Consider the following 26,496-nt stretch of genomic DNA (forward strand, 5'->3'; position numbering starts at 1 on the left):
CGGGCCGGACGACGCCCTCGTGGCGGTAAAGCCAGGCGTCGATGACCCAAAACACCGCCAGCAGGGCACCCAGCAGGAACAGCGTCTCGGGCAGCAGTTGACCCAGCGTCCAGAAGAAGCTCACGCCCTGCAGGAAGCCGAGGAACAGCGGCGGATCGCCCAGCGGGGTCAGCGAGCCGCCGACGTTGCCGACGATGAAGATGAAGAAGACGACGACATGGGCGTTGTGGCGGCGGTTGTCGTTGGCGCGTATCAGCGGTCGGATCAGCAGCATGCAGGCGCCCGTCGTGCCCATGAAGCTGGCCAGCACGGCGCCCAGCGCCATCAGCCCCACATTCAGCCTCGGGCTGCCGCGCAGGTTCCCGCGGATGTAGATGCCCCCCGCCGTCGTGTACAGCGCACCGAGCAGGATGGTGAAGGGCAGGTACTCCTCCACGAGCGTGTGCATCAGCACGCCGCCCGTCGCCGCCACACCGAAGGCCAGCGTGAACGGCAGCCCGAGCGCCACCGTCCAGGCTGCGGCGATCTTGCCGAAGTGGTGGTGCCAAAGCGCTGGCGTTGCCAGCGGCAGGATGGCGATGGACAGCAGCAAGCCGGCGAAGGGGGCGGCCCAGGCCAGGCCGAGTTCGGAACCGGACAGCGCCATCAGTCTTCGATGAAGCGCGCGAACTCGGCCACCGGCGCACGCTCGGTGACGAGTTGGTTCTCGACGGCGTCCGGATCGGCGAAGCCCATGGACATGCCGCAGACCAGCATCTGCTCCTCGCCCAGCTTCAGCTCCTCGGCGACGATGCGATGGAACTGCGTGAACGCGGCCTGCGGGCAGGTGTGCAGGCCGCGCGCGCGGGCGGCCACCATGATGTTCTGCAGGAACATGCCGTAATCCAGCCACGAACCCTGCTGCATGACGCGGTCGATGGTGAAGAGCAGCCCCACTGGCGCGTCGAAGAAGATGAAATTGCGGCCATGCTGGTGCTGCATGCGCGCCTTGTCGGCCTTGGCGATGCCCAGCAGGCCGTACAGGTCCCAGCCCACCTTGCGGCGGCGGTCGATGTACGGGCTGCGCCACTCGTTCGGGTAGTAGGCGTACTCCTCCCGGTGCGCAGCGTTCTGCGCGGGGTCGAGATAGGCGGCCTGGATGCGGCCGGCGATGCGCTGCAGCGCCGCGCCGGTCAGCACATGCACCTGCCAGGGCTGCGTGTTGGTGCCCGAGGGCGCCCAGGAGGCGACTTCGAGGATGTCTTCCACCGTCTGACGCGGCACGGACGTGGGCAAAAAGGCGCGCAGCGAATGGCGCGTCTTGATGGCAGCGTCGACCGCGGCGGTCTGCTCGGCGGTCGGGATGGCGAAACGGCTCATGGCGTCAGGGTCTTCATGGTTTGCAGATAGGCGGCCGGCAGTTCGGCCACGGGGCGGCGGGTGTCGCGGTCGACGTAGACGTGCACGAAATGACCTCGGGCGGCGCACCACGCGGCGCCCTCGGCGAACAGGCCGATCTCGTAGCGCACGCTGGAGCGGCCCTGATGGGCCACGCGCACGCCGGCCTCGATGCGCTGCGGGAAGGCCAGCGACTCGAAGAAGTTGCAGTGCGTCTCGACGACCAGGCCGATGACGGCGCCGCCGTGAATGTCCAGCGCACCGGCCTCGATCAGCAAGCTGTTCACGGCCGTGTCGAACAGGCTGTAGTAGACAACGTTGTTCAGGTGTCCGTAGACGTCGTTGTCCATCCAGCGGGTGGTCAGGGGCACGAAGCGGGCATAGGCCTCGCGGCCGTCGGGCTGGGGGCGGTTTGTCATTCCGGGGATTCTTTCATGCGCTGCCCGCCCCCCAGCCGGCCCAGGACCGGGCCGCCAGCTCGAGCGTCGCCACCTGCACGGCCACCGTCGTCGCCAGGTCGTGCCCGTAGCCGCCGGCCATGCTCAAGGCCACCGGGATGCGCCGTTCGCGCAGCGCCGCCAGCACGCGGCGGTCCCGTTCCGCCAGGCCCGCCTGGGTCAGCTTGAGTCGCCCCAGCCGGTCACCCTCGTGCGGGTCGGCGCCGGCGAGGTAGAAGGCCAGGCCCGGCTCGCAGCGCGACCAGACCTGGGCCAGTGCCACGTCCAGCGCCGCCAGGTAGTCGGCGTCGCCGCAGCCGTCCGGCAGGTCCACGTCCAGGTCGCTGGCCTCCTTGCGAAAAGGGAAGTTGCGCGCTCCGTGCATGGAGAAGGTGAACACCGTGTCGTCGCCGCGGAAAATGGCGGCGGTGCCGTTGCCCTGATGCACGTCCAGGTCGATGACGAGGATGCGCAGCCCGCCGCCCTGGCCAGCCGCCCGCTCGGACTGCATCAGCCGCGCGGCCACCGCCACGTCGTTGAAGACGCAATAGCCCGAGCCCTTGTCCGCATAGGCATGGTGGGTGCCGCCGGCCATGTTGGCCGCCACGCCCTCGGTCAGAGCCGCCCGCGCCGCGGCGATGCTGGCGCCGACCGACCGGCAGGAACGCTCCGCCATCGACGGACTCCACGGAAAGCCGATCTCGCGCTGCTGGGCCGCGCTCAGGCCGCCGCCCAGCACGGCAGCGATGTAGGCCGGGGTGTGGACCCGTGCCAGTTCGGCCTCGGTCGCCGCCGGCGCCGGGCGCATGCGCAGCAAGCCCGGCTCACGCTCGAAATGCTCGCGCAGCATCCGGTACTTGGACTGCGGAAACCGATGGCCCGGCGGCAGGGCCAGACTGTGGGCGTCGGAATGGAAGGCCAGCATGGGGCGGCAACGATAGCCTGACGGCCTTGACACACTCGGACACCCCCAATTTGCTGCACCGCACAAAAAGTTCTTGCAATCTCGCGCCGAGGCCCTATCATTCGAGTCATGTTGCAGTGCAGCAAAAGAAGCACGGCAAACGGTTCCACCCCCTCCACCGGAGAACACCATGCTGACCGCTGAACAAATCCTCGCCGCCCACAAGGCCAACGTCGAAACCCTCTTCGGCCTGACGAACAAGGCGTTCGAAGGCGTCGAGAAGCTCGTCGAGCTGAACTTGCAAGTCGCCAAGACCGCGCTGAGCGAAGCCGCCGACACGACCGCCGCCGCCCTGTCCGTCAAGGACGCGCAAGAGCTGCTGTCCCTGCAGGCCGGCCTGCTGCAGCCGACCGCCGAGAAGGCCGCTTCCTACAGCCGCCACGTCTACGACATCGCCTCCGCCACTGGCGCCGAAGTCGCCAAGGCTGCCGAAGCCCAGTTCGCCGATGCGCAGAAGAAGTTCACCGCCGTCGTCGACAACGCCGCCAAGAACGCCCCGGCCGGCACCGAGAACGCCGTTGCCCTGGTGAAGTCGGCCGTCGCAGCCGCCAACAACGCCTTCGAGTCGGTCCAGAAGGCCGCCAAGCAAGCCGCCGAAGTGGCCGAGTCCAACTTCCAGGCCGCCACCTCGCAAGCCGTCAAGGCCACGCAGACGGCCAGCCGCAAGCGCGCCGCCTGATCGTTCAGAGCCGCTCGAAAAGCCCGGTGCATGCGCACCGGGCTTTTCCTTTTTGCAGACCCTACAGACCCGGAATCAGCGACCGGTGCGTCGCAGCGCCGGTCATCGCGCCGTCGCCGACGGCGATGGCCACATTGGCGAAGGCCATCGCCGCGTCCCCGCAGGCAAACACGCCGGGCACCGTGGTCTCCATCATCAAGCGGCGCAGATACGGCCCCGCGGGCCCCTGCTCGAACTCGCAGCCCAACTGTTCGGCCAGCGGGCTGGCCATGCGGGTGCGCGTCGCCGTGAACAGGCCGGCCAGTGGCAGTCTGCGGCCGTCCGCCAGCACCACTGTCATTTCGTCGGTGATGCACGCGATCGGCATGGCCTCGACCGTCACGCTGCGTGCGGCCAGGGCTCGCGCCTGTTCGGCATCGGGCTCAAAGGCCTCGTTGAGGAACAAGGTCGTCGGCCCCCAGTCCGGCAGCATCAGTGCGTGATGCATGGACAGCGGGCTGCTCGCCAACACGCCGATAGCTCCCTCGTTCAACTCATAGCCATGGCAGTAGGGGCAGTGGAAGACGCTGCGCCCCCAGCGCTCCGCCAGGCCCTCGACGGGCGGCAGTTCGTCAACCACGCCGGTGGCCAACACCAAGCGCCGCGCCGTCAGCGTGGTGCCGCCGACCTCGACCTCGAAACCCTCGCCCTGACGGCGCGCTGTGGCCGCGAGACCGTCGTGCCAGCTCACGTTGGGATAGGCCGCCAGTTGGGCCCTCGCCTCGCCCTGGATGTCGCCGGGCGCGCGGCCGTCCTGGCCAAGAAAACCGTGCGAGGAGACGGCGAAACGGTTGCGCCGCTGGCCCGCATCGACGACCGCGACGCGGCGCCGGGCACGGGCCAGTTGCATGGCAGCGGAAAGGCCGGCAAAGCTGCCGCCGACGACGAGGGCGTCATACATCATGGTTGAAGTCCTGGATTGAAAGGCCGCGAACCTGCATGCGGCGGTGGAAGTCTTCGGCCAGCACCGACAGCCTGACGCCGTGCAGGCGCGCGACGAGCAGGGCCTCGGCCTCTGCGTAGGCGGCACCGAGCGCGTTGTTGACGGCCTGCTCGACGAGGCACTCCGACTGCTCGTCGCGCAGGCCGGCGGCCAGAAAGGGCGGCGCGCCCAGCGCCGCATGCACGTCGCCCAGCGTCATCGCCGACAGCGGACAGCCCAGCACCCAACCGCCGCCATGCCCCTTGGCCGACGCGACGAAGCCGGCGCGCCTCAGGCCCGCCATCAGCCGCCGCACGACGACGGGGTTGGTGTTCATCGCCCGCGCCAGCGTCTCCGACGTCGTGGGCTCCCCCGTTTCAGCCATGTGGAGCAGCATGTGCAGCACGCCGGAAAGCCGTCCATCTCTTTTCATGGAACTATATTAGTTTCATGACATTCGGTCCGCCACCATGCGCCCTCATTGGCCCTGGTGGCCGGCGGGGCTTTGCCCGCCGGCGCTGCCGGCTGTCGATTCGTCGGCGATTGCCGGCGATTCGCCGCAGCAGGGCCGCGCCCCCCGCCGCGTCCGTGTCTACTTGCGCCATCGCCCTCCAGACCGCCCCATGAGCATGCATCGCCACCGCCCCCGCCCTTCCCACCACGGCGCCAGCCGCATCGTCTTCGGCCTGGGTGTCATCGGCATCGGGCTGCTGGCCCTGCTGGACAACCTCAACGTCTTCGGCATGCCGCTGCTGCGCACTTTCTGGCCGCTGATCCTCGTGTGGCTCGGCGTGACGCGCCTGATCCGTCCCTGCCATTCAGGCAGCGGATTGCTGGGGGTGGGCCTGATCCTGCTGGGCGGCCTGCTGACAGCGCGCAACCTGGGCTACGCCGACTTCAACCTGCGCGACTGGTGGCCCGTCTTCATCATCCTGGTCGGCCTGTCCATCCTGGCACGCGGCCTCTTCCCGCGTCACCGCCGTTCGGCCGGTTTCCAGACTTCGACGCTGGAGCATGGCGAGCGGGTCAACATCGACGCCAGCTTCAGCGCCATCAGCCAGCGCTGCGACTCGCGCAGCTTCAAGGGCGGCCGCATCGCCAGCACCTTCGGCGGCGTGGAGCTCGACCTGACCCAGGCCACCATCGACGGCGACGAGGCCCAGCTGGAGGTTTCCGCCCACTTCAGCGGCATCGATCTGCGAGTGCCGCGCGAATGGTTGGTCGTGATCGAAGCCACGTCGACTTTCGGCGGTGTCGAGGACAAGACCGTCCCGCCCATGACCCCCGGCCCGCGCCTGGTGCTGCGCGGCGAGGTGATGTTCGGCGGCGTCGAGGTCAAGAACTGACGCGGCCTTGCATCCCCTGCTGACCCATCTGCGCGGGCTGGCCGCCTACCTGCTGGCGTGGGCGCTGGCAGGCGTGGCGCTGGCCGCCCTGCTGCAGGCCCTCGGCCTGGCGCCACTGGGCTGGGCCCTGCCCTGGACGGTCCCGCTGTGCGGCGTGCTGGCCTTCGTGCTGCTGGCCACCTACTACCCTTGCCGTGGCCGGCCCTTTGGCTCCGTCAGCTGGACGTCCGCCCTGGGCTATCGCGCCAGCCTGGTGCTGACGCTGGCCGCCGTCATGACCGCCCTGGCCGCCGGCTGGGACGCAGCCGGCGGCCTGCTCGGACACCCGGGCGGCTGGGTCGGCGTGAACCGCCGCGGCCTGGCCCTGCTTGCGGCCGCCCTGATGGCGCTGCTCACGCTGGCGGTGCTGGCACATGACCTGCTGATCGCCTTCCAGCGCGCCCAGGACGCCAGCGAGCGCGAGGCCCAGGCCCGGCTGCTGGCGCGCGACATGGAGCTGCAGTTGCTGCGCCTGCAGATCGACCCCCATTTCCTCTTCAACAGCCTGAACTCCATCAGTGCCCTCACCCACCTGGACCCGGCCGCCGCCCGCGCCATGGCCATCGACCTGGCGCAGTTCTTCCGCCGCACGCTGGACCTCGCCGGCCGCGAGCGCATCCGGTTGGAGGACGAACTGGGGCTGGTCGCGCACTACCTCGCCATCGAGAAGCAACGCCTGGGCGACAAGCTGGTCACCGCCACGGACGCGGCGCCGGACAGCCTGGACGCGCTGCTGCCACCGCTGACGCTGCAGCCCCTGGTGGAGAACGCCCTCAAGCACGGGCTGCGCCCGCGCGACGACGGCGGCCTGCTGAGCATTCAGGCGCAGGCGCTGGACGGGTGGCTGCACCTGGCCGTGCGCAACCCTGTGCCCGAGATGCCCGCCAAGGAGACGGGCCTGGGCCTGGGCCTGCGCAACCTCCGTGAACGCCTGGCGGCGCAGTACCACGGCCGCGCCCGCATGCAATGGGGCGCCACGTCGGCGGGCTTCGAGGTCGAGATCGCCATCCCCTTCGAGACGACACCATGACCCTGCGAGCCCTCATCGCCGAAGACGAACCCCTGGCGCGCCGCCTGCTGGCAGAGTACCTGCGGCCCCATGCCGACATCGATCTCGTGGCCGAAGCCGACAATGGCCTGGACGCTGCGCGCGCCATCACCGAGCTCAAGCCCGACCTGGTCTTCCTCGACATCCAGATGCCCAAGCTCACCGGACTGGAGGTGCTGGAGCTGACTGGACGGCGAGACGGCGTCATCTTCACAACCGCCTACGACCAGCACGCGATGCGCGCCTTCGAGCTGAATGCGGTGGACTACCTGCTCAAGCCTTTCTCGCAGGCCCGCTTCGACGCCGCGCTGGAGCGGGCCCGACGCCTGCTGGGCCAGGCCGAGCCGGGGCTGGAACGGCTGGTAGCACCGGCCGGGCCGCGGTTGTCGCGTGTGCTGGTGCGCGACGGCGACGGCATGCAGGTGCTGCCGGTCGACGACATCGCCTACATCGAGGCCCAGGCCGACCAGGTTGCCTTCCACGCCCACGGCCGCGAGCACCTCAAGAGCCAGCGCATCTCGGAGCTGGAAACCCAGCTCGACCCCGCGCGCTTCGTGCGCGTGCACCGCTCCTTCATCATCAACCTGGCCGCGCTGCAGGGACTGGAGCGGACCGACAGCGACGCCCATGTCGCTCGCATGAAGAACGGCAAGCGGATTCCCGTGAGCCGCAGTGGCTATGACCGGCTTCGCGCGGTGCTCTGAGCCGTCGTCCTACAGCCCCGCCGCGCGATGGCGGCCAGACTTTCAGCATGCGCTGGCTCGAATCGATACGCCCGCTCGGGCGCGTGCTGCAGCTGACTTTTGACGGTTTCCTGACCAACCGCGGCCCGCGCATGGGCGCCGCGCTGGCCTACTACACGCTGTTCTCGCTGGCGCCGCTGCTGCTCATCGTGGTGTCCGTGGCAGGCCTGGTCTGGGGCGGCGAGGCGGTGCGCGGCGAGCTCTTCAACCAGCTCGCCGACCTGCTCGGCAGCACCGCGGCATCCACCGTGGAGACGATGCTGAAGACGGTCTCCTGGCCGGCCGGCGGCTGGTTCAACACCGTGCTCGGCCTGGGCCTGATGCTGGTGGGCGCGACGACGATGTTCGCCGAGCTGCAGGACGCCCTCGACACCATCTGGCGCGTGCCGGTCCGGCCCCTGCAGGGCTGGCTGAGCTGGCTGCGCGCGCGCCTGCTGAGCTTCGGCCTCATCCTGGGCCTGAGCTTCCTGGTGCTGGTGTCCTTGCTGCTGGACGCCATCATGTCGGCCGCCCAGACCTTCTGGCAGCCCTGGTTCGGCGACTGGCTGCGCATCGCCGCCGTCGCCAACGCCGTCATCAGCCAGGGCCTGGTGGTCGCGGTCTTCGCGCTCATCTTCAAGTGGATGCCGCGCGTGCGCGTGGCCTGGCGCGACGTGCTGCTTGGCGCCCTCGTCACGGCAGGCCTGTTCGCACTGGGTCGCTACGGCATCGGCACCTATCTGCAGCACAGCGGCGTCGCCTCGGGCTTCGGCGCGGCGGCCTCGGTGGTGGCGTTGCTGGTCTGGGTGTACTTCTCCGCGCAGATCCTGCTGCTCGGCGCCGAGTTCACCTGGGCCTATGCGCGCGTGCTGGGTTCGCGACGGGGAGCGCCGGAGCAGGCACACTGGCCACCCCATTCGCCGCCTGAGCCCCGATGACCACCACCACCGATGACGGCCTGAAGCTCCACCTCCGCCACTGGCCCGCCCCGACACCCGCACGCGGCCAGGTGCTCATCGTGCATGGCTTGGGTGAGCACATCGGGCGTTATGCCCACGTCGCCGCGGCGCTGAATGAGGCCGGCTGGGACGTGCACGGCTGGGACCACCGCGGTCACGGCCAGAGCGAAGGCCCGCGCGGCGACATTCCCGACGCCGAGGCGCTGCTGCGCGACACGGCGCGGGTCATCGACGCCGTGCGTCGGCCCAGTGGCGCGGGTCACCGTCTGGTGATGCTCGGCCACAGCATGGGCGGCGCGGTGGCTGCGCGTTTCGCGGCCGAAGCGCTGACGGGCCGGCCCGCCGCGTGGAGCCGGCCGCTGGACGGCCTGGTGCTGTCCTCGCCTGCGCTCGACCCCGGCCTCAACGCCGGCCAGAAGCTGGCCCTGGCGCTGGCTGGCGCACTCGCGCCGGGCCTGGCTGTGAGCAACGGCCTGAAGCCAGAATGGATCTCCCGCGACCCGGCTGTCGTTCAGGCCTACGCCGCGGACCCGCTGGTGCATGACCGCATCACCGCACGACTGACCCGCTTCATCATCGATGCCGGCGCCCGCGCCATCGACGACGCACCGCGCTGGACGCTGACGACGCTGCTGATGTGGGCCGGCGCGGACCGCTGCGTGGCGCCGCGCGGCAGTGAGGCCTTCGCCGCCGCCGCGCCCGCCAACGTCGTTGCCACCAGGCCCTGGCCGGGCCTGGCGCACGAGATCTTCAACGAACCCGAAAAGGCCGCGGTGCTGGCAACGCTCAAGGACTGGCTGAACGCCTGATCGCGTCCAGACGGTCGACGACCAGCTCCAGCCGCAACAGCGGGCTGTCCATCGCCATCAGCCGCTGGCGCGCCTCCAGCGGCATGGGCAGCAGCTCGGCCCAGCGGTTGGCGAGCCAGCCGGCATCGTTCCAGTAGAAAGGCGGCTGCACGGGCAGATCCTCCGCGGCAGCGCGCTGCGTCCAGCCGGCCATCAGATCCTGAAGCTGAAGTGCGGCGGCGCCAAGATCCTCGGGCACGGCCACGGCCGCGTCCTCCGCCAGCGGCTCCAGCCGGCCGACCCACAGGCCGTGGCTCAGGCAGCGGGTCTCCCGCACCCGGAAGCGCTCCGCGCCGCGCGCGCGGACCTCGATGAGGCCGGGCTGGGCGCGCTCGAACTGCTCGATGCGCGCCAGCGTGCCGACGTCGTGAAAGGCTTCGGCCTGGAAGCCCTCACCGTCGCGCCGCCGCACCTCCTCGCCGGCCGTCAGCGCGACGACGCCGAAGGGTTCACCACGGGCGTGGCACCGTTGCACCATGTCCAGATAGCGCGGCTCGAAGATGCGCAAAGGCAGGTGCCCGCCAGGGAACAGCACCGAGCGCAGCGGGAACAGGGGCGTCTCGGTGTCCATGGCGCTCAGCGCGTCTTCTCGGCGATTCGCTGGCGCAGCACCGGCAGCATGGCCAGCGCCGCCTCGCGCCCGGCCTGCACCGCTCGCCGGCGGGCCGTGAAGTCGGCGCTGCCCACGCCATCCAGCCGGGGGCGGATGACGACGTCGGCCTCGCGCAGCTCGAACATGTTGATGCTGCGGCCCATGATGGAGAACGTCTGCATCAGCATGCGGAAGGCGTCTCCCGGCGGGTCCTTCTCGGGCGGCGAGGTGATGTCCACGGCGACGACGAACTGCGCGCCCATTTCCTTCGCGAAGCGCACGGGCACGGGTGACACCAGGCCGCCATCCACGTACTCGCGCTGGCCGATGCGCACCGGCTGGAACACGGCCGGCACCGCACTCGAAGCACGCACGGCGGTGCCGGTGTCGCCGCTGCGAAAGAGGATGGACGAACCGTCCGACAGGTCCGTCGCCACGATGCCCAGCGGCAGCACCATCTGGTCGATGTTCTTGCCGCCAGTCTTGTCGCGGATGAAACGGGCCAGCGCCTCGCCGCGGATCAGGCCGCGCAGCGGGAAGGACCAGTCGGTGATGGCGCCCTCGTCCATGGTCTCGGCGAGCTGCTGCATTTCCTTGCCGCCCTTGCCCGAGGCGTAGAGCGACGCGACCAGGCTGCCGGCTGACGTGCCGGCAACGAGATCCACCTTGATGCCGTTCTCCTCCAGCACCTGGATGACGCCGATGTGGGCGAAGCCGCGCGCAGCACCGCCGCCCAGGGCCAGGCCCAGGCGCGGCGGTTTCGGGGCCGGCTTGACGACGGGTTCGGTCGGCGGCACGACGACCGGCGGCTGCGGGATCGGGCTCTGCAGGACGGAGCAGCCGGCGAGGATCACGACCAGGGCAGCGAGCCCGGCGCGGCGGATGAAGGCAGGAGTCATGTCAGAAACGGAAATGCGCGGCGCACGATAACCGAGCCGCTTGCCAGGCCCGACAGCGGGCCCGCATCCGGCGTGAAGCCTGCCTCAGCCCAGCTTGTAGCTCTGCAGATGGATGCTGGTCTCGGTGCCCGCGATGCCCTTGATGAGGCGCACCCGCTCCAGCACGTCGGCCAGCTCCTGAAGACTGGAGCTTTGGATCTCGGCCAGCAGGTCCCACCGGCCGTTGGTGTCGAAGAGACCCGTGATGCCGGGCTCGCCCAGCAGGATGGCGACCACCTCGCGGGTGCGGTTGCCTTCCACCGTGATGCTCATCCAGGCCGTGATCTGGTCGGGCACGGCGTCGGGCCTCAGGCGCACCGTGTAGCCTGTGATGACCCCGCCATCCTCCAGCCGGGCGATGCGGTTGGTGACCGTGCCGCGAGACACCTTGAGCTTGGCGGCGAGTGTGGCGACGCTGGCCCGGGCATCGGTGCGCAGCAGGGCGAGCAGTTGCTGATCCAGGGCGTCCATACCGAACAAATCGTCAATTGATGCTGCCATTTTGGCAAATCACGACGCATTTAGTGTCAAGAGTTGCACTTCTGTTTGACGGCACGTCTGGAAAGAATGCTTTCAATAGCTTTCAAGGAGACACGCATGACCCTCGTTCTGACCCCCAACGACATCGCCCACATCGTGCAGCGCGTGGGACTTCCCGATTTATTGCGCCGCCTCGTCGGCTACCTCGAAGCGGACTACCGGCGCTGGGCCGACTTCGACAAGACGCCACGCGTCGCCACCCATTCCCCGGATGGTGTCATCGAGCTGATGCCCATCGCCGACGCCCACCTCTACAGCTTCAAGTACGTCAACGGTCACCCCAAAAACCACCGCCTCGGTCTGCCGACCGTGATGGCCTTTGGCGTGCTCGCCGACGTGGCGACCGGCGCCCCGACGCTGCTCTCCGAGCTGACGCTGACGACCGCGATGCGCACCGCGGCCACGTCCGTCATGGTCGCCAAGCACCTGGCCCGCCCCGACAGTCATGTGATGGCGCTGATTGGCAACGGCGCGCAGAGCGAGTTCCAGGCGCTGGCGTTCCACCACCTGCTCGGCATCCGCGAGCTGCGCCTGCATGACATCGACCCCGCCGCCACGGCCCGGCTGGTACGCCACCTGCAGGCCACGCCGGGGCTGACGCTGACCGTCTGCGCGTCCGCCGCCGAGGCCGTGCGCGGCGCCGACATCGTGACCACTGCGACGGCCGACAAGAGCAACGCCACCATCCTGACACCCGACATGATTCGCCCCGGCATGCACATCAACGGCGTCGGCGGCGACTGCCCCGGCAAGACCGAGCTGCACCGCGGCGTGCTGGAGAAGGCACGCGTCGTCGTCGAGTACGAGCCGCAATCACGCATCGAGGGCGACGTGCAGCAGATGCCGGCCGACTTCCCCGTCACCGAGTTCTGGCGCGTGCTCGCCGGCCAGGCTCCGGGCCGTGAGTCGCCTGATCAGGTCACCGTGTTCGATTCGGTCGGCTTCGCGCTGGAGGACTTCTCGTCGCTGCGCCTGCTGCGCGACCTCGGGACCCAGTTGGGCCTCGGCGCGCCGCTGGACCTGATTCCCCGACTGACCGATCCCAAGGACTTGTTCGGCGAGCTCAAGCTCAGCGGCCAGTTGCAGGCGGCGTAGGCAGGTAGGCGCCGACGTCCGCCACGTCGACGAGCTCAGTCGACATGAAGCGCCGCGCGTAGTCCAGGCAGGCGCCGGAGCGCAGGAACAGCTCGAAGAGCTCCGCATCCAGGTGGCCCTCGTCGGCCATGCGGCGCATCAGCACCAGCACGTCGGACAGACGCTTGCCGGCCTTGTAGGGCCGGTCGTCCGCGGTCAAGGCCTCGAAGACATCGGCGATGGCCATCATGCGGGCCTGCGGGCTCATCTGCTCTCGAGTCAGGCCGCGCGGATAGCCCTGGCCGTCCACGCGCTCGTGATGTCCGCCGGCGATCTCGGGCACCCCGCGCAGATGCCGCGGGAAGGGCAGCTCGGCCAGCATCTTCAGCGTCTGGACGATGTGCTCGTTGATCTTGTAGCGCTCCTCCTCCGTCAGCGTGCCGCGCGACACCGAGAGGTTGTGCAGCTCGCCGCGGTTGTAGAGGTGCTCGGGCTGGGCCATCCGGAACCCCCAGCGGTTGCCATCGTCCAGCTTCTCTCCGGGGGGGCGAGGCTGCACATGCTCGGGCTTGTCCGCCAGCAGTCGCTCGGGCGCCGGCAGCAGCGGACGCGGCCTCGGCAGCCGGCGGGCCTCCTCCACCGACAGCCCCAGACTGTCGTCCAGCGTGCGCTGCCAGGGCCGTGCGCCGATCTCGCGCAGGCGCGCCTGGTCCTCGGGGCTGAGGAACTCGCCCCCCTGGTTGCAGGCCGCAACGAACGCGTAGTCCGCGTCCAGCGCTGCCAGGGCCGGGGCCGCATCTGCCCGCGCCTGAGCCGACGCCTCGGCGCCCAGGTGCTGCGCCTGGCGCTCGATCAGCACGTCGCGCTTGAGCACCTCGAAGCGGGTGCGAATCTCGTGGATGCGGTTGTAGAGGGTCTCCAGCTTGGTCGCCTTGTCGACGACGTACTCCGGCGTCGTGACCTTGCCGCAGTCGTGCAGCCAGGCTGCGATGTGCAGGGCCTCCCACTCGTCGGCGCTCATCGTGAAGCCGGCGTAAGGCCCCTCGGTGGCATCACACGCCGCCTGCGCCAGCAGGCGCGCCAGCTCCGGCACGCGCTGGCAGTGGCCGCCGGTGTAGGGACTCTTGGCGTCGATGGCGCCGGCCACGAGCTGGATGAAGCTGTCCAGCAGGGCCTTGCGGGCATTCAGCAGCAGGTGGTTGTCGATCGCCAATGCCGCCGTGCCGGACAACGCGCGCACGAACGCCACCCGCGCGCCGCCCAGCGGCTCGGCGGGGCCCTGGTCCGGCAGGGCGAAGCTCATGGTCAACGTGCCGATGGTCTCGTCCTGGCGGTTCTTCAGCGGCAGGGCCAGCAGGCGCAGCCGGGCCACGCTCAGGCCGGCGAACAGTTGCCCGTAGGCCTTGAGATGACTCGGGTTGTCCCAGTTCAGCTCGATGTCCACCGGCGCGTCCGCCCGCAGGGCCAGCACTGGTGCGGCGACCGCGTCGACCGCCTTGACGTCCCAGGTGACGCCGAAACTCGGCGCCGACGCATCCTGCAGCCGCGTCGCCGCAGGCTGCAGCTGGCCGCCATCGCCGCTGAGCAAGTGCACCGCACCGCCATTGGCACCGGCCACGGCGATGGTCTCGCGCAGGATGCGATCCAGCAGGGTGTCGAAGTCGCGCTCGGCGCTCAGCGCGCCGCTGATGTCGAGGAAACGCCGCAGCGAGTGCTTCATCGCCGCCATCGCCTGCGCCAGCCGGTCCACCTCGCGGATCAGGCTGCGCCGCGGATCGGGGCCGTCGAACTCGAAATGCCGGATGGCCTCGGCCTGGCGCGCCAGTTGGCGCAGCGGCCGCGAGACGCGGTCCGCCAGCTGGTGCACGATGGGCAGCAGCAACAGCATCAGGCCCAACGAGATGTAGAAGCCGTGGCGCCGGCTCTCGATCTGGAAGGCCTGCAGCTCGTCGCGCGGCGCGGCCATCAGCAGCGTCAGCGCCGTGCCAGCCTCGCGGTCGGAGGCCAGCGGCAGGGCGTGTGCCACCCACTCGCGGCCCATCACCTCCTGCACCGGGGTCAGCCGGCCATCGGCGTCGCGGCGGACCCAGAGCGCCTGCATCAGCGGCGACGCGGCCTGCGACACCTGCGGAAGGGCGCGTCCCGCCGACGGCGCCGTTGGTGCATGGCGCGCCTGCACCAGCAGCCCCCCGCCGGTCGTCGCGATCAGCAGTTCCGCCGAGGGGCTGATCTGCGGCCGCGTCAGCATCTCGCCCAGGGCCTGAAGGCTGACGTCGGCGCCGACGATGGCCCCGCCACGCGCCTCGGCCAGCGTCACGCCCGGCTCGCCGGTGGTGAAGAAGACGTAGGGCTCGGACTGCACGGCCCGGCCGTCGCCGGCCTGGCGGGCCAGCTCGAACCAGGGCCGCGTGCGCGGATCGAACTCGTAGTCCGGCCGATCCAGCCATTGCAGCTCGCGCAGTCCGGCGTCGAAGAAGCGATAGCTGCCACGCGGCACGGCACCGTCGCGGTCCACGCTTTGCAGGCCGTAGGCCGCGTCGGCCGGTGCGCCCATGCGGCTGCGCGTGCTGGCATCGTCCAGCCGGCGCAGCAGGAAGAAGGAGCCGCGCGCCGTGCCCACGTAGACGGCCGACAGCGCCGCATTGCTGCGCAGCGCCGCCGCCAGTTGCGGCAGGGCCTTGAGCCGTTCGGCCTCGTTGGACGCACGGCCGAGAGCGCCCGCCGCCAGCAGCGCCACGCTGACCCGCGCCGGCCGCAGTTCGGCCTCCACCGCGGCCGCGGCCTCGCGCCCGATGCGCTTGGCGGCCGCGCCGGCCTGCTGAAGCATCAGCCTGTCGCTGCGCGAGCGCTCATGCAGCAGCAGGGCACCGTACACCAGCGTCACGAGACCGATCATCAACACGCTCAGCGTGACGTACAGCGTCCTGGGCTTGAGGAAGGTCATGGCTCGGGAAATTCAGACCGTGTTGCACAGCAGTATCCCCGCGCAACCCGGGAAAACTTGCTTTCTCTTACCTGGTTCACAGCGGGACGGGCCAGTCCGTCGGCGTGGGGTGTCCGCGTCCTACAGGGCGGCCGGCGGCGGGCGCGGAGCATGGTCCGCGGTGACACCCGTCGCCTGTCGCCGCCAGCGCCGCCCGGCGCCGGCGTCCCGATGCATCGAAGTAGGAAGAGAGAAGTACCGATGAAGAAGTCCGCCATCACCCTTGCCACACTGCTCCTGGCCGTCACGGCCCAGGCCCAGTCCTCCAACACCGACCAGGCCCACACCTATGGCCTGCTGTCCCTCGGCCAAGGGCATCTGAATGTGGATTGCAGCGGCGTGCAGCGCTGCGACCGGAACGCCACCGGCGGGAAGGCCGTGGTCGGTTACGCCTTCGGCAATGGCTTTGCGCTGGAAGGCGGCTACACGCATTTCGGCCGGTTCCACGCGTCGGATGGCCCGCTCGGCGTGAGCGTCAGGCCCGAGGCCCTGTCGCTGGGCGGCGCCTACACGGCCCATCTCAGCCCCGACTGGGGCCTGGTGGGGCGGCTGGGCGTGGCTCGCGTACGCACCAAGCTGAGCGCCGAGGCCGGCGCGCTGAGCAGCTCGGGCAGCGAAAGCAAGACCCAGCCCATCGCCGGACTGGCCGTGAACTACGCGCTGACGCCGTCGGCCCGCGTCGAGCTGGGCATGGACGCCACGCGCGCCCAGTACCGGGGTGAGCGCAGCACCGTGCGGATGGTGTCGCTGGGTGCGCGCGTGGCGTTCTGACACTGCGGCGTACCGCATCCTGGGGCCGCCATGCGCGGCCCTTCCTACACTGGCGCCATGGATTACGCAGCACTGATCAAGGAGCTGGGCCGCGGTGCTCGTGGCGCCCGCGACCTGAGCCGCACGCAGGCCGAGCAGCTGTTCGGTGCGATGCTGGACGGCCAGGTGCCCGACATGGAGCTGGGTGCCGTGCTGATCGCGCTGCGCGTGAAGGGCGAGAGCGCCGACGAGGTGGCGGGCTTCCTGGCCGCGATGCAGGCGCGCACCGCTGCGCTGGCCGCCCCCTTCCCCAGCGACCAGGGCCCGCGCACCGTGCTGCTGCCCAGCTTCAACGGCGCACGCAAGCAGGCCAACCTGATGCCGCTGGTGGCGCGGCTGCTGGCACGCGAGGGCGTGCCGGTGCTGATCTTCGGGCGCCACGACTTCGACAGCCGGATCAGCCCCTTCGAGTTGCTGGAGGCGCTCGAGCTGCCCGCCAGCGCATCGCTGACCGATGCCGAGCAGCGCCTGCGCGACGAGCGCCTGGCGGTGCTGCCTCTGCAAAAGCTGAACCCTGGCTTGAACGCGCTGATGGCCCTGCGCCCGAGGTTGGGCGTGCGCAACAGCTCGCACAGCCTCGCCAAGCTGCTCGACCCCTTCCGCGCCGGCGGCGGTGTCCGGGTCGTGGCGGTGACGCATCCGGAGTACCTCGACAGCATGGCCGCCGCGCTGCCCGGACTGACCGCCGACGGCGGCCGGGCGCTGCTGATGCGTGCCAGCGAGGGCGAGGCGTATGCGCATCTGCGCCGCAAGGCCCATCTGATCGGCTTCCGGGACGGTCAGGCGGCGCCGCTGCACCCCGCCGACACCACCGACCTGGACTGGCCGCTGTCGCCGGCCTGCACGCCGGCAGAGAACGCGGCGCTCATCCGGGCCATGCTGGGCGGCCGCGAACCGGTGCCGCCGCGCATCGCCGAACAGGTCGCGGCACTGCAGTTTCTGGCCACAAACTGAAGTTGCTTATTCGTACTGGGCATAAGGCCCAAATAACTCTGTAGTTCTGTTGCGGCGCAGCAGTCTCTAGAGTGGCGGCCTTCGCCTGACGACAGGCCAGCCCCTGCCCGCGATGTACCAGTACACCGATTTCGACCGCCGCTTCGTCCACGCCCGCGCCGCCCAGTACCGCGACCAGCTGGAGCGCCACCTCGCCGGCACGCTCGGCACCGATGAGTTCCGCGCCCTGCGCCTGCAAAACGGCTGGTACATCCAGCGTCATGCCCCCATGCTGCGCGTGGCCGTGCCCTATGGCGAGCTGTCCTCGCGCCAGCTCCGCCAGCTCGCACGGATCGCGCGCGAGTACGACCGCCAGCCCGACGGCCCCTTCGCCGGCCAGGGGGGCTACGGCCACTTCACGACCCGCCAGAACCTGCAATACAACTGGATCCCGCTCGTGAAGAGCGCCGAAGTCATGGAGTTGCTGGCCGAAGTCGACATGCACGGCATCCAGACCAGCGGCAACTGCATCCGCAACATCACCAGCGACGCCTTCGTCGGCATCGCGCCGGACGAGATCGTCGACGCCCGCCCCTACGCCGAGGTGCTGCGCCAGTGGAGCACGCTGCACCCCGAGTTCGCCCACCTGCCGCGCAAGTTCAAGATCGCCATCAGTGGCGCGACAGAGGACCGCGCGGCAATCGGCTGGCACGACATCGGCCTGCAGCTGAAGAAGAACGAGGCCGGCGAGACCGGCTTCCAGGTCTTCGTCGGCGGGGGCATGGGCCGCACACCCATCCCGGGCGTCGAGATCAACGCGTTCATCCCGTGGCACCAGATCCTCGTCTACATCGAGGCCATCGTGCGCGTCTACAACCTCGCCGGCCGCCGCGACAACCTGTACAAGGCGCGCATCAAGATCCTCGTCAAGGCCGAAGGCCAGAAATTCTTCGACGCGGTCAACGAGGAGTTCCAGCGCATCCTGAACGGCGACCCTGCCGGCCATGAGCAGATCATCCCGCAGGCCGAACTGGACCGCGTGGCCGCCTGCTTCGTCGACCCGGTGGGCGTGAAGCCCGAGGCTCCCGTGCAGCTGGACACCCGCGACCCCGCCTTTGCGCGCTGGCTGCAACGCAACGTGCACGGCCATCGCCTGAGCGGCTACCGCGCGGTCACGCTCAGCCTCAAGCGCGTGGGCATCGCGCCCGGCGACACCTCCGCCGACGTGATGGACACCGCCGCAGCACTGGCCGAGCAGTTCAGCCACAGCGAACTGCGCGTCTCGCACCGCCAGAACCTCGTGCTGCCCTGGGTGCGCGAGGCCGACCTGCCTGAACTGTTCCAGGCCGCCCGCGCCGCCGGCTTCGCCACGCCCAACGCCGGGCTGCTGACCGACCAGATCGCCTGCCCCGGCGGCGACTTCTGCGCGCTGGCCAATGCCCGTTCGCTGCCGCTGGCCGCCGAGATCGCCGAGCGCTACCAGGACATCGACGAGCTCGAAGACCTCGGCGAAATCGACTTGCACATCAGCGGCTGCATCAACTCCTGCGGCCATCACCACAGTGGCCACATCGGCGTACTCGGCGTCGACAAGGACGGCACCGAGTGGTACCAGTTGACGCTGGGCGGCGGCGACGGAACCCATCTGGCCGGCGCCACGGTCGCCGGCAAGGTCATCGGGCCGAGCTTCGCTGCCGACGAGATCGCCGACGCCATCGAGGCCGTACTGGACACCTACCAGCGCGACCGCTTGTCGGGCGAACGCTTCATCGACGCGGTGAAGCGCCTGGGCCTCGATCCCTTCAAGACCGCCGCCAACGCCGTGCGCGTTTCGACTGCCAAGGCTCAAGCATGAAGTTCATCAACGCCACCACCTGCGCCTGGAAGCACGCCATCGGCGAAGACGGCCCGAAGCCCGATCCCGATCCGGCGCCCTTTCGTCTGCTGACGCTGGAGCAGTGGCACGCCGTGCGCGCCCACTGGCCGCAGGACGTGCCGGTGGCCATCGAGTTCCCGAACGACGCCGACATCAACCAGCTCGCGCCCGACCTGTCGCGCATCGCGCTGGTGGTGCTCGACTTCCCGAAATGGACCGATGGCCGCGCCTACAGCCAGGCCCACCTGCTCCGGATCCGCCACCAGTTCAAGGGTGCCATCCGCGCCCGGGGCGAAGTGCTGGTGGACATGATGCAGCTGTTGGCCCGCACCGGCTTCGACGAGGTGGTCATGCGCGGCGACCAGTCCCAGGCCGCGGCGCAGAAGGCGCTGGACCTGTTCGCGCCGGTGGGCTTCTACCAAGGCGACGTGGGCGAGACGCGGCCGTGGTTCCTGCGCAGGAGCGCGGCGTGAGCGAGGTCAGCAGCCTGCCCTGGGCCGCCGCGCCTGCGGCCGGCAATGCCATCGGCCTCTACGCGAAGTGGACGCAGGCGCTGGACGCCAAGATCGAAGCCACGCTGCAGCGCCTGCGTGACGCCAGCATCCAGCACGGCGACGGCCTGGTGCAGAGCAGCAGCCTGGGCGTGGAAGACATGGTCATCACCGACCTGATCGCCCGCACCCGGCTGCCCATCGCCATCTCGACGCTGGACACCGGCCGGCTGCATCCCGAGACGCTGGCACTGCTGCCCCGCATCCGCGAGCGCTATGGCCGCGAGGTCGAGGTCTTCAAGCCCGTGGCGGACGCCGTCGTGCAATTCGTCAGGCGCGAGGGCGACGACGCGATGTACAAGAGCATCGAGCTGCGCAAGGCCTGCTGCGGCATCCGCAAGTTGGAGCCGCTGGGCCGCATGCTGAAGGGCCGCTCGGCCTGGATCACCGGCCTGCGCCGCGAGCAGTCGGGCGCGCGAGGCGATGTGGCCTTCGATGAAGACGACGGGAACAGCCGCCGCAAGATCAGCCCCATCGCCGACTGGACCTGGGCCGAGGTCTGGGCCTACGTCGAGAAGTACGACGTCCCCTACAACCCCCTGCATGACCAGTTCATGCCCAGCATCGGCTGCGCGCCTTGCACGCGCGCCATCGCCGTCGGCGAGGACTTCCGCGCCGGCCGCTGGTGGTGGGAAGACTCGACCAAGGAATGCGGCCTGCACGCCAAATCATGAACGCTGCTGTGAAACCCGAACATCTGATCGCCGACGTGGACCACGCCCATCTGGATGCGCTGGAAGAGGAAGCCATCTTCATCCTGCGCGAGGTGGCCGCCAGCTTCGAGCGCCCTGCCCTGCTGTTCTCCGGCGGCAAGGACTCCTGCGTCGTGCTGCGCCTGGCCGAAAAGGCCTTCAAGATGAAGAACGCGGCCCACCCCAGCGGCTACTCGGGCCAGTTGCCCTTTCCGCTGGTGCACATCGACACGGGCCACAACTTCCCCGAGGTCATCGAGTTCCGTGACCGGCGCGTGGCCGACATGGGCGAGCGCCTGATCGTGGGGCACCTCGAAGACTCCATGGCCAGGGGCACCATCCGCCTGAGCCACCCGCTGGAAAGCCGCAACGGCCACCAGACGGTCACGCTGCTGGAGACCATCGAGGAACACAAGTTCGACGCCCTCATCGGCGGTGCGCGCCGCGACGAGGAGAAGGCGCGCGCCAAGGAGCGCATCTTCAGCCACCGCGACAGCTTCGGCCAATGGCAGCCCAAGGAGCAGCGCCCCGAGCTGTGGACGCTGTTCAATACCCGCATCCGTCCGGGGGAGCATTTCCGCTGCTTCCCCATCAGCAACTGGACCGAGCTGGACGTCTGGCTCTACATCGCCCGCGAAAACATCCCACTGCCGCAGATGTACTACGCGCATGAGCGCCAGGTCATCCGCCGCAAGGGACTGCTGGTGCCGCTGACCGACGTGACGCCGCCGGAAGAAGGCGAAAAGGTCGAGACCGCCACCGTGCGCTTCCGCACCGTGGGCGACATGACCTGCACCTGCCCGGTCGAGAGCCCTGCCGCCAACGCGAGCGAGGTCGTGGCCGAGACGCTGACCGTGACCGTCAGCGAGCGCGGCGCCACCCGCATGGACGACCGCACCAGTGAAGCTTCCATGGAGAAGCGCAAGAAGGAAGGGTATTTCTGATGAAGGCGCTGCGTTTCCTCACCGCCGGCTCGGTGGACGACGGCAAGAGCACGCTGATCGGCCGCCTGCTGTTCGACGGCCAGGCCATCCTGGCCGACCAGCTCGACACGCTGGAGCGCCGCGCCGCCGGCCGGCCCATCGACCTGTCGCTGCTGACCGACGGCCTGGAGGCCGAGCGCGAGCAAGGCATCACCATCGACGTGGCCTACCGCTACTTCGCCACCAAGACGCGCAAGTTCATCATCGCCGACGCCCCCGGCCATGAGCAGTACACGCGCAACATGGTCACGGCCGCCGCTGGCTCCGACGCCGCCGTCGTACTGGTGGACATCACCAAGCTGGACCTTTCGCAGGACGAGGTCGTGCTGCTGCCGCAGACGCGCCGCCACTCGCTGCTGGCCCAGTTGCTGCGCGTGCCCAGCATCGTCTTCGCCATCAACAAGATCGACGCGCTGGACGACGCGGGCGCCGGATTCGCCAAGGTCAAGGCGGCCCTCGACAAGTTCGCCGCCGCCGCCGGCCTGAACGTGGCCGCCACGGTGCCCGTCAGCGCCTTGCGCGGCGACAATGTGACCCAGCCGCTGGACGCCCCCTGGTGGAACGGTGAATCGCTGCTGCAGGTGCTGGAGCGCCTGCCCACGTTGAGCGAGCGCGCCGACGCGCCCTTGAGCCTTCCGGTGCAATACGTGCAGAAGAACGCCCACCAGTCCGAAGGCACCGGCTTCCAGCCGCGCGTCCTGTGGGGCCGCATCGCCCACGGCGCCGTGAAGGCCGGCGACACCATCGAGGTGCTGCCCTCCGGCCAGACGGCGATCGTCGCTGAAGTGCGCCTGGCCGGCGAGACCGTGCCCAGCGTCGAAGCGGGCGAGTCGGCCGGCCTGGTGCTGGACCGCCAGCTCGACGTCAGCCGCGGTGACTGGATCGTCACGCCCGGCTCGGCCACGCAGGCCAAGACGTTCCCGGCGACGCTTGCATGGCTGGATACCGAAGCCGCCAAGCCCGGCCGCAAGTACTGGGTGCGCCATGGCAACCGCTGGGTGCAGGCCCGCATCTCGGCCATCGACTCCGTGCTGGACATCAACACGCTGCAGCCCCAGGACGCCCACGAACTGCCCGTCAACGCCATCGGCCGGGTGCAGATGGAAGTGCAGCACGAGCTGCCGGTCGAGCCCTTCGTGGACAACCGCGTCGGCGGCGCGCTGATCGTGGTCGACCCCGCCAGCCACCGCACCAGCGGCGCGCTGCTGGTGGACGTGCAAGCCGCGCCGGCGGACGAGGCCTGGTGATGAGCGCAACAGTGATCTTCGTCAGTGCCGGTCCGGGCGCCGCCGACCTGATCACGCTGCGCGGCGCCCGTGCGCTGTCGCAGGCCGACATCGTGCTGGCCGATGCGCTGACCGACCCGGCCCTGCGCGAGCTCGCCCCCCAGGCCCGCTGGATCGCCGTCGGCAAACGCGGCTTCGAACACTCGGCCAAGCAGACCGAGATCAACGCGTTGCTCGTCAAGGCCGCCCAGGAGCATGCACGGGTCGTGCGCCTCAAGGGCGGCGACGCCAGCGTCTTCGGACGCCTGGAGGAAGAGCTGATGGCCCTGGCCGAGGCCGGCATCGCCAGCGAAGTCGTGCCCGGGGTCACCGCGGCGCTGGCCGCCGCTGCCCAGGCCCAGCGGCCGTTGACCCGCCGCGGCCGCGGCCGCAGCGTGAGCCTGACAACGGCCATGACGGAGGCCGGCGAACTGCGCGCCGCCCGCTCGGCCGACACCGAGGTCTTCTACATGGCCGGCCGCCAGCTGGCCGCGCTCGGCCGCCAGTTGCTCGCCGCCGGCTGGGCGGCCGACACTCCCACGCTGGTGGTCAGCCGCGCCGGCTGTGCCGACGCCATCACCAGCGAACATGCCCTGGCCGACCTCGCCGGCGCGGCCCTGCTGCACCGCGGCCGCCCCACCGTCGTCACGGTGGGGATCGGGGCAAGTCTTGTCGGAGATCAGGGAAAGACCAGGCCGGCCTCCAATAAAATCGCCATTTCGCCCGAAATCCCGTCGATGAAGGCGCCCCTCACTGCCAAGAGCTCCCCATGACCCACGTCGTCACCGAATCCTGCATCCGCTGCAAGTACACCGACTGCGTCGATGTCTGTCCGGTCGACTGCTTCCGCGAAGGCCCGAACTTCCTGACCATTGATCCCGACGAGTGCATCGACTGCGCCGTCTGCATCCCCGAGTGCCCGGTGAACGCCATCATGCCGGAAGAGGATGTGCCCGGTGATCAGGTCCACATGATCAAGATCAATGCGGACCTGGCCAAGAAGTGGCCCAGTATCACCAAGCGCAAGCCCGCGCTGCCCGACGCCGAGGAGTGGAAGGACCGGACGGGCAAGCTGGACGAACTGATCCGCTGACTCCCGGCGTGCCCGCGCCGCCTCGCATGCAAGAACAAGCCTCCCCGCGCGCCGACGCCATCCAGACCGACGCCGTCATCGTCGGCGCCGGGCCGGTCGGCCTCTTCCAGGTGTTCGAGCTGGGCCTGCTCGAGATCAAGGCCCACATCATCGACAGCCTGGCCTACCCCGGTGGCCAGTGCATCGAGCTGTATCCCGACAAGCCCATCTACGACATCCCGGCCGTGCCCGTGTGCACCGGCAAGGAGCTGACCGACAACCTGCTCCAGCAGATCGAGCCCTTCGGCGCGACCTTCCATCTGGGCCAGGAGGTCACTGCCGTGCAGAAGCAGGACGATGGCCGCTTCTTCGTCGAGACCAACAAGGGCACGCAGTTCCTCACCAAGACGGTGTTCATCGCCGGCGGCGTCGGCTCGTTCCAGCCGCGCACGCTCAAGGTCGAAGGCGTCGAGAAGTACGAGGGGACGCAGGTCCACTACCGCGTCAAGGGCCCAGATCAGTTCGCCGGCAAGAACCTGCTCATCATCGGCGGCGGCGATTCGGCGCTGGACTGGGCGCTGAACTTCTGCGCGGCCCACGCCGACGGCAACCCGCACAAGGCCGAGAGCGTCATCCTCGTGCACCGCCGGGACGGGTTTCGTGCGGCACCCGCGAGCGTGGCCAAGATGCATGAGCTTTGCGAGGCCCAGGAGATGCAGTTCATCGTCGGCCAGGCCACCGGCATCGACGAGCGCGACGGCCTGCTCACCGGCCTCAAGATCACCGGCAACGATGGCATCACCCGCGTCGTGCCTTGCGACCAGGTGCTGGCCTTCTTCGGACTCAGCCCCAAGCTCGGACCCATCGCCGAGTGGGGCCTCGCGTTGGAGCGCAAGCAGATCGTCGTCGACACCGAGAAGTTCGAGACCAGCGTGCCGGGCATCTTCGCAGTCGGCGACGTGAACACCTACCCGGGCAAGAAGAAGCTCATCCTCAGCGGCTTCCACGAATGCGCGCTGGCGGCTTTCGGCGCCGCGCCCTACGTGTTCCCCGACAAGCGCGTCCACCTGCAGTACACCACCACCAGCCCCAAGCTGCACAAGGTGCTGGGCGTGGATTCGCCGGTGTTCGACTGACGCGCCACTTGTCCAGACAACGGCCCGAACCCAGCGGGCCGTTTTCTTTTAGAATGAGTTCGCTGCCGTCGTTCGCGCCGGCAGCTCTCCGCTAGGGGTGTTGATGGCCCACCGCCATCGACTGAGACAGTCCCTTTGAACCTGATTGAGGTAATCCTCGCGCAGGGAAGCAGCCGAACCGCAGCCCCACTCCATTCCCGTCTCCCGGGGGCTTGGCGTCTTCAGTGTTAGCCGACCTGCCATCGCTTTGACTTTCGATGGCACAACCTTCCTTCTCCCTCATCGGCGCCGCCACGGCGTTGCTCGCCACCAGCCTGGCCTCCGCACAGACCCTGCCGCAGGTCAGCGTGACCGGCAAGGCCACCGAGGTCGTCCCCGGACTGGCCGGCTTCGGTGACCCGCCCGCCAAGCTGCCCATGCAGGCATTGAGTCTGTCCGCCGAACGGCTCGACGACCTCGGCATCGGTCAGCTCTCGGGCATCACCAAGCTCGACGCCTCCGTCTCCGATGCCTACAACGCCGTCGGCTACTGGTCGCAGCTCAAGGTGCGCGGCTTCGACCTCGACAACCGCTTCAACCTCCGCCGCGACGGCCTGCCCATCAGTGGCGAAACCGCACTGTCGCTGGCCAACAAAGCCGCCGTCGAGGTGCTCAAGGGCAGCTCCGGCATGCAGGCTGGCACCAGCGCACCGGCCGGTCTTGTCAACCTCGTCGTCAAGCGCCCGCTGCTCGACGACGCGACGACGCTGGCGCTCGGCTTCATCGAGCGCGGCACGGTGCAGGCCAGTGTGGATCACTCGCAGCGCTTCGGCGCGAGCCGCGAGTTCGGCCTGCGCGTCAACCTCGCTGCGGCACGCCTCGATCCGACGCTGCGCAACAGCAAGGGTCACTCGCACACCGCCGCGCTGGCCGCCGACTGGCGCATCACTCCGGACACCCTGGTCGAAGCCGAGGTCGAGTTCAACCGGCAGAGCCAGCCCAGCCAGCAGGGCTTCAGCCTGCTGGGCGACCGCCTGCCCGACGTTCGGCGCATCGACCCCAACCTCAATCTCAACAACCAGCCCTGGAGCCTGCCCGTCGTCTTCGACAACACGCATGCATCGCTGCGCGTGCAGCAGAAGCTGTCCGGCGGTTGGCGCGCGCAAGCATCGCTGGGCATCCAGCGCCTGCGCACCGACGACCGTCTTGCCTATGCATTCGGTTGCAGCGCCGCGGACGGCAGCTACTACCCGTCCAGCTTCTGTCCCGACGGCAGCTACGACATGTTCGACTTCCGCAGCGAGAACGAGCACCGCGACACGACGGCGCTGGACATCTCTGCCAGCGGCCCCGTGCAGCTCGCCGGCCTGCGCCATGACCTCACGGTCGGCGGCCTCAGCAGCCAGTTCAAGAGCCGGTTCCAGGGGCAGGCCTACAACTACACCGGCACCGGCAACATCGACGGCAGCGCCGTCACACCTGCGGCGCCGGAGCTGACCGACGAGAACACCAACCGCGACGAGCGCAGCAACGAGCTCTACCTGCGCGACCGCATCGCCTTGACGGCCAACACCACCGCCTGGCTGGGCCTGCGCCACACCCGCCTGCACCGCGAGAGCGTGCGCACCGACGGCTCGCGCCCGACGAACTACGCGCAGGGCGTCACCACGCCTTGGATCGCGCTCAGCCACG

28 protein-coding genes and 1 riboswitch are annotated in these 26,496 nt (G+C 69.4%); of the genes, 18 read left to right on the plus strand and 10 right to left on the minus strand.

Annotated elements, in window-relative coordinates:
* The 4 genes from VGF12_RS05975 to VGF12_RS05990 all read right to left on the minus strand — a co-directional run.
* The coding region (locus VGF12_RS05975; RefSeq protein ID WP_331175127.1) for a sodium:proton antiporter at nt 1-646 on the minus strand (646 nt) is incomplete at its 3' end.
* The gene (locus VGF12_RS05980) at nt 646-1,359 is read right to left on the minus strand and encodes a nitroreductase (protein ID WP_331175128.1); all 714 of its coding nucleotides are present in this window, start codon (nt 1,357-1,359) and stop codon (nt 646-648) included. The genes VGF12_RS05975 and VGF12_RS05980, both read right to left, overlap by 1 nt.
* The gene (locus VGF12_RS05985) at nt 1,356-1,796 is read right to left on the minus strand and encodes a thioesterase family protein (RefSeq protein ID WP_331175129.1); all 441 of its coding nucleotides are present in this window, start codon (nt 1,794-1,796) and stop codon (nt 1,356-1,358) included. Before VGF12_RS05985 ends, VGF12_RS05980 begins: the two co-directional genes overlap by 4 nt.
* A 13-nt stretch (nt 1,797-1,809) precedes the next feature.
* Complete coding sequence (locus VGF12_RS05990) at nt 1,810-2,739, minus strand: histone deacetylase (protein ID WP_331175130.1); 930 nt, start codon at nt 2,737-2,739, stop codon at nt 1,810-1,812.
* A gap of 169 nt (nt 2,740-2,908) precedes the next feature.
* Between VGF12_RS05990 and VGF12_RS05995 the strand changes: the two genes are divergently transcribed.
* The gene (locus tag VGF12_RS05995; RefSeq protein ID WP_331175131.1) at nt 2,909-3,457 is read left to right on the plus strand and encodes a phasin family protein; all 549 of its coding nucleotides are present in this window, start codon (nt 2,909-2,911) and stop codon (nt 3,455-3,457) included.
* Between the two features lie 61 nt (nt 3,458-3,518).
* Here VGF12_RS05995 and VGF12_RS06000 read toward each other — a convergent pair whose 3' ends face one another.
* On the minus strand, nt 3,519-4,400 hold the full coding sequence (locus tag VGF12_RS06000; protein ID WP_331175132.1) for an NAD(P)/FAD-dependent oxidoreductase: 882 nt from the start codon (nt 4,398-4,400) through the stop codon (nt 3,519-3,521).
* Entirely contained in the window at nt 4,390-4,851 is a 462-nt protein-coding gene (locus tag VGF12_RS06005; RefSeq protein WP_331175133.1) for an Rrf2 family transcriptional regulator, read from the minus strand. The genes VGF12_RS06000 and VGF12_RS06005 overlap by 11 nt, the downstream gene beginning before the upstream one ends.
* A gap of 190 nt (nt 4,852-5,041) precedes the next feature.
* On the opposite strand from VGF12_RS06005, the gene VGF12_RS06010 reads away from it, so the two are divergent.
* From VGF12_RS06010 to VGF12_RS06030, 5 genes are read left to right on the plus strand one after another with little or no spacing between them, the layout of a single operon-like run.
* Nucleotides 5,042-5,764: a LiaI-LiaF-like domain-containing protein gene (locus VGF12_RS06010; RefSeq protein ID WP_331175134.1), complete on the plus strand. Its 723-nt coding sequence runs from the start codon at nt 5,042-5,044 to the stop codon at nt 5,762-5,764.
* Between the two features lie 7 nt (nt 5,765-5,771).
* Entirely contained in the window at nt 5,772-6,833 is a 1,062-nt protein-coding gene (locus VGF12_RS06015; protein ID WP_331175135.1) for a sensor histidine kinase, read from the plus strand.
* A complete protein-coding gene (locus VGF12_RS06020; protein WP_331175136.1) occupies nt 6,830-7,555 on the plus strand; it encodes a LytTR family DNA-binding domain-containing protein in 726 nt (241 codons plus the stop codon). Before VGF12_RS06015 ends, VGF12_RS06020 begins: the two co-directional genes overlap by 4 nt.
* A 47-nt stretch (nt 7,556-7,602) precedes the next feature.
* Nucleotides 7,603-8,511, plus strand: a complete 909-nt coding sequence (locus VGF12_RS06025) for a YihY/virulence factor BrkB family protein (protein WP_331175137.1) — start codon at nt 7,603-7,605, stop codon at nt 8,509-8,511.
* A complete protein-coding gene (locus VGF12_RS06030; RefSeq protein ID WP_331175138.1) occupies nt 8,508-9,341 on the plus strand; it encodes a lysophospholipase in 834 nt (277 codons plus the stop codon). The genes VGF12_RS06025 and VGF12_RS06030 overlap by 4 nt, the downstream gene beginning before the upstream one ends.
* Here VGF12_RS06030 and VGF12_RS06035 read toward each other — a convergent pair.
* The 3 genes from VGF12_RS06035 to VGF12_RS06045 form a co-directional block, all read right to left on the minus strand.
* Nucleotides 9,319-9,951 carry an LON peptidase substrate-binding domain-containing protein gene (locus tag VGF12_RS06035; protein WP_331175139.1) on the minus strand — a complete coding sequence of 211 codons (633 nt, stop codon included), beginning with the start codon at nt 9,949-9,951 and terminating at the stop codon, nt 9,319-9,321. The genes VGF12_RS06030 and VGF12_RS06035 overlap by 23 nt on opposite strands.
* 5 nt (nt 9,952-9,956) lie before the next feature.
* Nucleotides 9,957-10,871: a patatin-like phospholipase family protein gene (locus tag VGF12_RS06040; RefSeq protein WP_331175140.1), complete on the minus strand. Its 915-nt coding sequence runs from the start codon at nt 10,869-10,871 to the stop codon at nt 9,957-9,959.
* Nucleotides 10,872-10,955: 84 nt separating this feature from the next.
* Complete coding sequence (locus VGF12_RS06045; RefSeq protein WP_331175141.1) at nt 10,956-11,381, minus strand: Lrp/AsnC family transcriptional regulator; 426 nt, start codon at nt 11,379-11,381, stop codon at nt 10,956-10,958.
* Nucleotides 11,382-11,507: 126 nt separating this feature from the next.
* On the opposite strand from VGF12_RS06045, the gene VGF12_RS06050 reads away from it, so the two are divergent.
* Entirely contained in the window at nt 11,508-12,545 is a 1,038-nt protein-coding gene (locus VGF12_RS06050) for an ornithine cyclodeaminase (RefSeq protein ID WP_331175142.1), read from the plus strand.
* Here VGF12_RS06050 and VGF12_RS06055 read toward each other — a convergent pair.
* The gene (locus VGF12_RS06055; protein ID WP_331175143.1) at nt 12,520-15,468 is read right to left on the minus strand and encodes an HD domain-containing phosphohydrolase; all 2,949 of its coding nucleotides are present in this window, start codon (nt 15,466-15,468) and stop codon (nt 12,520-12,522) included. The genes VGF12_RS06050 and VGF12_RS06055 overlap by 26 nt on opposite strands.
* A gap of 240 nt (nt 15,469-15,708) precedes the next feature.
* On the opposite strand from VGF12_RS06055, the gene VGF12_RS06060 reads away from it, so the two are divergent.
* The 11 genes from VGF12_RS06060 to VGF12_RS06110 form a co-directional block, all read left to right on the plus strand.
* Nucleotides 15,709-16,278, plus strand: coding sequence for an outer membrane beta-barrel protein (locus tag VGF12_RS06060; RefSeq protein ID WP_331175144.1), 570 nt, complete (start codon nt 15,709-15,711; stop codon nt 16,276-16,278).
* Nucleotides 16,279-16,335: 57 nt separating this feature from the next.
* Complete coding sequence (gene ybiB / locus VGF12_RS06065; RefSeq protein ID WP_331175145.1) at nt 16,336-17,271, plus strand: DNA-binding protein YbiB; 936 nt, start codon at nt 16,336-16,338, stop codon at nt 17,269-17,271.
* A gap of 112 nt (nt 17,272-17,383) precedes the next feature.
* Nucleotides 17,384-19,105 carry a nitrite/sulfite reductase gene (locus tag VGF12_RS06070; RefSeq protein ID WP_331175146.1) on the plus strand — a complete coding sequence of 574 codons (1,722 nt, stop codon included), beginning with the start codon at nt 17,384-17,386 and terminating at the stop codon, nt 19,103-19,105.
* On the plus strand, nt 19,102-19,599 hold the full coding sequence (locus tag VGF12_RS06075; protein WP_331175147.1) for a DUF934 domain-containing protein: 498 nt from the start codon (nt 19,102-19,104) through the stop codon (nt 19,597-19,599). Before VGF12_RS06070 ends, VGF12_RS06075 begins: the two co-directional genes overlap by 4 nt.
* Nucleotides 19,596-20,351, plus strand: coding sequence for a phosphoadenylyl-sulfate reductase (locus tag VGF12_RS06080; RefSeq protein WP_331175148.1), 756 nt, complete (start codon nt 19,596-19,598; stop codon nt 20,349-20,351). Before VGF12_RS06075 ends, VGF12_RS06080 begins: the two co-directional genes overlap by 4 nt.
* The gene (gene cysD, locus VGF12_RS06085) at nt 20,348-21,313 is read left to right on the plus strand and encodes a sulfate adenylyltransferase subunit CysD (protein ID WP_331175149.1); all 966 of its coding nucleotides are present in this window, start codon (nt 20,348-20,350) and stop codon (nt 21,311-21,313) included. The genes VGF12_RS06080 and cysD overlap by 4 nt, the downstream gene beginning before the upstream one ends.
* Nucleotides 21,313-22,599 (plus strand): sulfate adenylyltransferase subunit 1, encoded by a 1,287-nt coding sequence (locus VGF12_RS06090; protein WP_331175150.1) that lies wholly within the window; start codon nt 21,313-21,315, stop codon nt 22,597-22,599. Before cysD ends, VGF12_RS06090 begins: the two co-directional genes overlap by 1 nt.
* Nucleotides 22,599-23,390 carry a uroporphyrinogen-III C-methyltransferase gene (cobA, locus tag VGF12_RS06095; protein ID WP_331175151.1) on the plus strand — a complete coding sequence of 264 codons (792 nt, stop codon included), beginning with the start codon at nt 22,599-22,601 and terminating at the stop codon, nt 23,388-23,390. The genes VGF12_RS06090 and cobA overlap by 1 nt, the downstream gene beginning before the upstream one ends.
* On the plus strand, nt 23,387-23,710 hold the full coding sequence (gene fdxA / locus VGF12_RS06100) for a ferredoxin FdxA (protein WP_331175152.1): 324 nt from the start codon (nt 23,387-23,389) through the stop codon (nt 23,708-23,710). The genes cobA and fdxA overlap by 4 nt, the downstream gene beginning before the upstream one ends.
* Before the next feature lie 26 nt (nt 23,711-23,736).
* Nucleotides 23,737-24,825 carry an NAD(P)/FAD-dependent oxidoreductase gene (locus VGF12_RS06105; RefSeq protein ID WP_331175153.1) on the plus strand — a complete coding sequence of 363 codons (1,089 nt, stop codon included), beginning with the start codon at nt 23,737-23,739 and terminating at the stop codon, nt 24,823-24,825.
* Between the two features lie 83 nt (nt 24,826-24,908).
* A riboswitch (TPP riboswitch) is annotated at nt 24,909-25,010 on the plus strand.
* A gap of 72 nt (nt 25,011-25,082) precedes the next feature.
* Nucleotides 25,083-26,496, plus strand: a 1,414-nt coding sequence (locus tag VGF12_RS06110; protein WP_331175154.1) for a TonB-dependent siderophore receptor, incomplete at its 3' end; no start/stop codon positions are given.

The sequence above is a fragment of the Roseateles sp. genome (assembly GCF_036404855.1).
Taxonomy (GTDB): domain Bacteria; phylum Pseudomonadota; class Gammaproteobacteria; order Burkholderiales; family Burkholderiaceae_C; genus Pelomonas.